The 459-nt window shown below is 39.9% G+C and carries 1 pseudogene; it reads left to right on the forward strand.

The annotated features are described in order from the left end of the window. Window positions 1-459, forward strand: a pseudogene (locus LJC66_RS27415) (hypothetical protein); the annotation flags it as partial.

Here is a 459-nt window from a genome sequence, read left to right on the forward strand (position 1 = left end):
ACCTGGTATTATATCAATCCGATGTCGCGCTTTGGTCAAGTAGGACTAATGGTAAAAAAGTTGATTTCGCTATTCTCCAAGACGATGGTAATTTTGTCATTTACGGAGAGGGTGGAGCATTATGGTCGACCAAAACAAGTGGGAATAGAGTAAATTATTTAGTTGTACAGGATGATGGCAATGTGGTAATTTATGATGTTAATCTAAAGCCTTTGTGGGCATGGAAGACTTCTCAACAAGTTGTAAAGGATCGATTGCATTCAGGTGAAAGACTTCTACCTGGTGAATCACTTCAGTCAAAAAATGGCCAATATATACTTAGGATGCAGGGGGACGGTAACCTGGTATTATATCAATCCGATGTCGCGCTTTGGTCAAGTAGGACTAATGGTAAAAAAGTTGATTTCGCTATTCTCCAAGACGATGGTAATTTTGTCATTTACGGAGAGGGTGGAGCAT

It is taken from the genome of Priestia sp. TSO9 (assembly GCF_021029645.1).
GTDB classification, from domain to species: Bacteria; Bacillota; Bacilli; order Bacillales; family Bacillaceae_H; genus Priestia; species Priestia megaterium_E.